Below are 6035 nucleotides of genomic sequence, written 5' to 3'. Positions count from 1 at the left end.
CCCGCGATCTCGAGATTCCGCTCCGTCTCGTCAACGAAATCCTCTTTGAACTGGTTATAAGCGGCATTCTCTCGGTAACCGAAACCAAATTGGACAAGGAGCGGGCCTTTCAACCAGCCCGGGACATCCACAATCTGACGATTCAGGACGTAATCGAGTCAATGGAGCTGCGGGGCATTAACGCCATGCCCTTCGCCCACACCCCGGCCTATACCAAACTGGCCGATGCTCTGGCCTCCTTCGGCAAAGCCATTGAGAAACTTCCCGACAACAAACCGCTGAAAGAGCTCTGATTGCCCGGCCGATTTTCTTTGCGAAATGATTTATGCCGACAAGGGTTAACCTTCTCACTCTTTAAATTGACTAATAAAATTTCAAAAAAGTGCATGAAATAGAATTATAACAAGATGTTGCGGATTGTTGCTTCGCAACAATTTTTTTCAGGGGTCTAAATGAGCCTCCGAAATTGGATTTTCTACCTTATTAAGGCTGTTTTTAACGCAAAAAAATGCCTTAATAAGGTGATTTTTTACGGGGGGAAATGACTTTAATCAGACGATTTTCAGGACTGGCAATGCGGCAATGATCACTTCTTACGACAATGTGTAAAAAAGAGGTCATTGCAAAAAGCACGGGGGTCAACCCGCGTCGGGCAGAGTTTAAATCATGATCTCGATAGATTTGCAATGCCGGGATAATCAGGACTCAATCAGATGACGGGAGGCTTTCATCCGGGAATATGAAGGGGCGGTCCGTGAAGAGCACGGATTTGAGGTCGCTCCAACCACTGAAAATCGCCTCGCCATGCCTTCGTGAAAAACTTAATCCCTTGTATTTGTTTACATCTACTAATAGTATCGGCCTGCGTTGATAAGTGGCATTGATGTTGCTTTACGATAGTGCAGTGAATAACCGTAGAAAGGGGGAACGCCGGGAAAATAAAAATTCGGTCAATCCAAGGGAAACAGTTAGACAACAACCTACACAAATAGAAAAGGAGAAAAAATCATGCTCAGCACATTTTACAAAAAAAGCAGCAAGGGCTTCACGTTGATCGAACTCATGATCGTTATCGCCATCATCGGCATCCTAGCGGCTATCGCCATTCCGCAGTTCACCGCGTACAAGCAGAAAGGTTACGCAGCACAGGTCAAAAGTGACCTGAAAAACGCATACACGGCAGCGCAGGCTTACTTTGCGGAAAACCCATCTGCTACGGTCGATGCGGATTCACTGAAAACCAATGGATATAAAAAATCAAACGATGTCGATGAGGTCAAAGTTTCGGTTGGAACCCAAACAGGGCTGACCATGAATACAAAGTCAACTGCTGACGCGGAAATAACGGGAACTATTGACGACGCTGGTACAATTACCGGCACGTTCTCGCATTAATGTCACTGCCTGCAGCAGGAAACATCCATGGCTTCCGTTTCACGCAACAAAGCAATACAAGAGGTTATTGATGTTTTCCATAAAAAAGGGCGAGTTGATGACTCGCCCTTTTTTATAAGGAGTGTTTTTCTTTTTCATGATCAGTGAAAGGAAGTGTCAGATCAAAAGGTAACGGGCAGGCGATGTATTATGGTAACCACCATGCGTCATAACAAAACCCTCTTTATCTGCGTCGTCCTCACTTTTGCAGTCATTATCGTATTCCGGCAAACACTTTATTTTGATTTTATACTGTATGACGACGTTTTTTACGTAACTAAAAATCCCCATCTTCAGCATGGCTTATCAAAACATGGGTTGCTGTGGGCATTGACCACATTAAATGTCGGCAACTGGCATCCAATGACGTGGCTGTCGTTGATGTTCGATTTTGAGCTTTATGGCATGGATCCTGGAGGTTACCATGTTACCAGCACCATGATTCATCTGCTCGGGGGCATATTTCTGTTTCTCGCTTTTCGGGAAATGACCTGCTCTGTTTGGAAGAGCGCCCTTATTGCCATGATTTTTTTAATTCATCCACTTCATGTAGAGTCGGTTGCCTCTGTTGCCGGTCGTAAAGATGTACTGAGCGGATTATTCTGGGCATTGACTATGCTCGCCTACGTGCGTTACGCACGAAAACCGGCCATCAGGACATACCTCCTGACGGTGTTTTTCTTCGCTTTCGGGCTGATGTCAAAACCAACGGTGATCACACTTCCTTTCGTGATGGCATTACTCGATTATTGGCCATTAAAAAGATTCGGCTGGCATTCCCAGCACCAAATGAACGCAGATTCAACCCTGCTGACAGATAATTCCCCAACACATTCATCAAACCATTATTTTAAGACTGCTCCATTAACGAAACTCCTTCTCGAAAAAATCCCTTTCTTCTTCCTTTCCTTTTGTGCTTCTGGGTTAACCTGGGCAGCGCAAAAAGGAAGCGCAGCCGTTATTCCCCTGTCAAATATTTCGCTGACAGCAAGATTATACCATGCGGCAAACTCTTATATCCTCTATATATGGAAGACTATCTGGCCCGTTGACCTTTCGTTTTTCTATCCTTATCAACCGCAGAAAAGTTTGGAACAGTTTCTTTTGACATTGTTGTTTTTGATTGGGATAACAGCCTCAAGCTGGCGTTTGAGAAAATCCGCGCCATCGTTTATCATTGGATGGCTCTGGTTCATATTAACAATGCTGCCCATGATCGGCATCATACAGGTAGGCTCACAGGCGATGGCCGATCGCTACACCTACATTCCGATGACAGGCCTTTCCATTATTTTCGTCTATGGAATCGGTGCTAACCTGCCATTTCGGAATATTAAAGGCGTAGCGTCGGCAATTTGGATTGTAATTCTCGCCCTGCTGATTGCTGACAGCAGGTACCAGACAAAATACTGGCAGAATAGCCGTACCCTTTTCGAACATGCACTGATAACAACAAAGGAAAATTATGTCGCCCATACTAATTTAGGAACATTTTTTTTAAAGCAGCAGAAATATGACTCGGCGGAGTTACATTATCGCGAGGCATTGCGGATCATCCCTCAGGACGCAGAAGCCGGCAATAATCTCGGACAACTCCTTGTGATGAAAGGAAAACACAGTGAAGCTGAAAAGGTTTTTCTAAAGGTTCTCGAAAATCACCCCGACTATGTTTATACAAGACGCCAGCTCTGTGATCTTTTCATGACGACTGGAAGAAAAGAAGAAGCGCTTCTTTGCTACAGGAAAGCCCTACTTGGAGACCCCGATAATCCGGAGCTGCACAACAACTTTGCCGTGACCTTGTATGCAAACGGCCAAAAAAAGGAAGCGATTTTATATCTCCAAAAGGCACTCCGTCTGCAACCCGGGCACAGAGAGGCAAAGAGAAATCTCGATTTACTTCTGAATGAGCAAGCACCCCTCAAGTGAATGACTCCGCCAAAGTATCATCGACAAAATAACAACGGCATCTGAGGTGGCGATGAAATCAATTTTATCCTCGACGATCGGGGTAATCCACGGTTCCGGTTGACGCTCCGGGATGCTCTGCCAGCCGAGCGCATGGTTCCGGATGCCGGCGCTTGCGGCAACCCGCTCGACAGTTTCCTCGATCTGCCGCCGGTAAGGCTCGTCGGCGTATCTCAGCGGCAAACTGTGCGCCGAAAAAAGGTAAAAGGCCCGCTCGTCGAACGAGTCGCTGAGAATCTGCTTCACCCAGCTTTCGATAAAAAGCGGCTCTTTGTACCAACTGTGGATGAAATCAACCGGTGTGGAGAGGAATCTGTTTTTTATTATCAACTCCCCACTTTTGCCTGAATACCGGGATACAATCCCGTTGCCGGACAAAGACATCCGTAATTTAAACTGAGGAATATGGAATTTTCACGGATTTTTGCCTTTTCTTTACCCCTTGGTACTATCTGTGATAAAGAGTCCTCACTTTTCGGGGCGGGGAAACAATGTTGGAAATTTTATTTCAGCACACAATTACGATTCTCATTTTGCTGCTTTGGCTTCTGGTTGTGGCAGGCGATGGCCTTTTTTGTCTGAAGGCATTATCGATAGACATAGCCTCTCGAAAAGAGGCGCTTTTTCTCTCCGCCGGGATAGGTTTAATCGTGACCGGCTATGGGGTATTTCTCCTCGGCGCAACGCAGAGTCTATATCCCTTTTCGCTCGCCGCCCTGTTTTTTTCGTTGGCGGTGATTTCCATCAGCGGTTGGCTGCGTCCGCCGCGCTTCACGCCAGCCGCCGCTGCCTGCAAAAAAAGCAGGCTTTCCGCGGTCGGCATCCTTCCTTTTGTCCTATCAGGGGCAATTCTCGTTATGGGTTTTCTGCTGAGTCTAACGCCGGAAATCGGCAAGGACGCTCTTATCTATCACCTTGCCGTCCCGAAACTGTTTCTGCAGCAGCACGGCTTCTACACCATCCCCGGAAATATCTTCGCCCACTACCCACTGCTTGCCGAAATGAACTACCTGCCCGCGCTTTTTATGCAGAACGATATATTAGCAAAAACGATGAATTACGCGGTTTTGTGCCTGATCATTCTCGGAATTGGCCTTTTTGCCCGCCTGGCTCTGAAGGATCTCGCCTTCCCCGCTTTAAGCATCCTGATTTTTTTGTCGATCCCCTCTGTTTTCGCCGTTTCTCATACCGCCTACAATGATCTTTTTGTCTCTCTTTTCACGCTCGCGGCCTTTTACTGCTTTCTGCGCTGGCCGGAGGAAGCGTCTGCGGGGGGCTGGCTGATCCTTTTCGGCATCTTCTCCGGGGCCGCTGCCGCCTGCAAATATACTGCCCTTCTGATCATCCCGCTCGGCTGCCTCGGCATTCTCTTTTTCGCGCACAAAAACAAATACGGCATTCACGAAGCAATGCGGTCACTTATCGTTTACGCGGTGGCGGCGCTTGTCGTCGGAAGTCCGTTTTATCTGAAGAATTTGCTTGTTACGGGCAATCCGTTTTTCCCGTTTCTCTACGGGGTATTCGGAGGAACCGGGTGGGATGCCGACCAGGCGCACCTCTACGACCTCTTTGTGCAGAACCTCGGGATGGGGAGAGATTTAGGCGCTTATCTGCTGCTGCCTTGGAATTTGAGTTTCCGCGCCAAGATGGACAGCATCACCTTTGACGGCGTAATCGGCCCTGTCTTTCTTTTGACACTGCCCTTTCTCGCCTTTATCCGCAGGGAAACCTCACTTTTTCTGATTAGCGGCTACTCGTTCTTTTCGTTTCTTTTCTGGGCCTCTTCCGCGCAGCAGATTCGCTACCTTATCCCCTTGTTTCCGCTTCTTGCGGTTGCTGTGGGCGGGGTACTGAACCATTATCGAAAACAAAAATTAATCATTTATTTTCTAATCGCCGCCGTTTTGGGAAGCCTGCTTTTTAATGGCTCCTACATCGTCCGCGACTTCATGAAGATTGCCCCCCTGCGAGTCGTCGCGGGGATTGAGTCACGGGAAAATTTCCTTACCCGGCTGGTCCCCACTTATCCAATGTACCGGTTCGTCAACGAGAAACTACCTCCACAGGCAAAGGTTTTAATGATCTACATGAAGAATTACACCTTTTTCTGCAAGCGTGACTGCTACAGCGATTCGATGTTCGAGACACACACAATCGAAAAAATCCTTCGTACTGCCTCCGCACCGGAGGCAATAGAAGAAGCCCTGAAGAGGGAAGGCTTCACCCACATCATGTACGACGAACGCTACCTGATTTCCACTTTTAGCCCGCTTTCCCCTGAAGACGGAAAAAGATTTCAGGAGTACCAAAGCCGCTATCTGCGCCCGGTCATCAAAATGGGGCCATATCGTCTCTTCAGGCTCCCTCTTTAGTCGAAGTTGTCCATTGCGAAATAGATTCTGTTTTTCCCGAAGAGGAGAGGTACGAATTTTTACGGCAGGACAAGTTCCGCCGGCGGAGCAAGAAGTTTCGGGATGCCTTGTCCCAGGGCGTCGTTTTCCGGATCGACGAGATTCTGCGTCCGGGGAAGATGCCGAAGGGGAAGATGTTACCGAAATTCTCGGCTTTACCCTCTACGAACCACCGATCCCGGCACCCATCGCGGGCGATGTCGTCGCCCCTTCAATTGTTGA

General features: G+C 47.8%; 5 protein-coding genes. 4 read left to right on the top strand and 1 reads right to left on the bottom strand.

Going from position 1 to position 6035, the window contains the following annotated elements:
• The 3 genes from K0B01_11640 to K0B01_11630 form a co-directional block, all read left to right on the top strand.
• Positions 1-293 (top strand): YihY/virulence factor BrkB family protein (locus K0B01_11640; GenBank protein ID MBW6486790.1); only part of this gene is annotated, 293 nt, incomplete at its 5' end.
• A gap of 715 nt (positions 294-1008) precedes the next feature.
• The gene (locus tag K0B01_11635; GenBank protein MBW6486789.1) at positions 1009-1395 is read left to right on the top strand and encodes a prepilin-type N-terminal cleavage/methylation domain-containing protein; all 387 of its coding nucleotides are present in this window, start codon (positions 1009-1011) and stop codon (positions 1393-1395) included.
• Between the two features lie 189 nt (positions 1396-1584).
• Positions 1585-3363 (top strand): tetratricopeptide repeat protein, encoded by a 1779-nt coding sequence (locus K0B01_11630; GenBank protein MBW6486788.1) that lies wholly within the window; start codon positions 1585-1587, stop codon positions 3361-3363.
• Here K0B01_11630 and K0B01_11625 read toward each other — a convergent pair.
• A complete protein-coding gene (locus K0B01_11625; GenBank protein MBW6486787.1) occupies positions 3331-3732 on the bottom strand; it encodes a ferrochelatase in 402 nt (133 codons plus the stop codon). The two genes, K0B01_11630 and K0B01_11625, sit on opposite strands and share 33 nt — an antisense overlap.
• A gap of 161 nt (positions 3733-3893) precedes the next feature.
• Here K0B01_11625 and K0B01_11620 point away from each other — a divergent pair, with 161 nt between their 5' ends.
• Positions 3894-5774 carry a phospholipid carrier-dependent glycosyltransferase gene (locus tag K0B01_11620; protein MBW6486786.1) on the top strand — a complete coding sequence of 627 codons (1881 nt, stop codon included), beginning with the start codon at positions 3894-3896 and terminating at the stop codon, positions 5772-5774.
• Positions 5775-6035: the final 261 nt, after the last annotated feature.

The sequence above is a fragment of the Syntrophobacterales bacterium genome, assembly GCA_019429105.1.
In the GTDB taxonomy this organism is placed as follows: domain Bacteria; phylum Desulfobacterota; class Syntrophia; order Syntrophales; family UBA5619; genus DYTH01.
This window is presented reverse-complemented; position numbering and strand designations above follow the sequence as displayed.

Excerpts from the sequence above, each read along its gene's own strand:
- K0B01_11635 (MBW6486789.1), top strand. The coding sequence starts at position 1,009 with ATGCTCAGCACATTTTACAAAAAAAGCAGCAAGGGCTTCACGTTGATC.
- K0B01_11630 (MBW6486788.1), top strand. The coding sequence starts at position 1,585 with ATGGTAACCACCATGCGTCATAACAAAACCCTCTTTATCTGCGTCGTC.
- K0B01_11620 (MBW6486786.1), top strand. The coding sequence starts at position 3,894 with ATGTTGGAAATTTTATTTCAGCACACAATTACGATTCTCATTTTGCTG.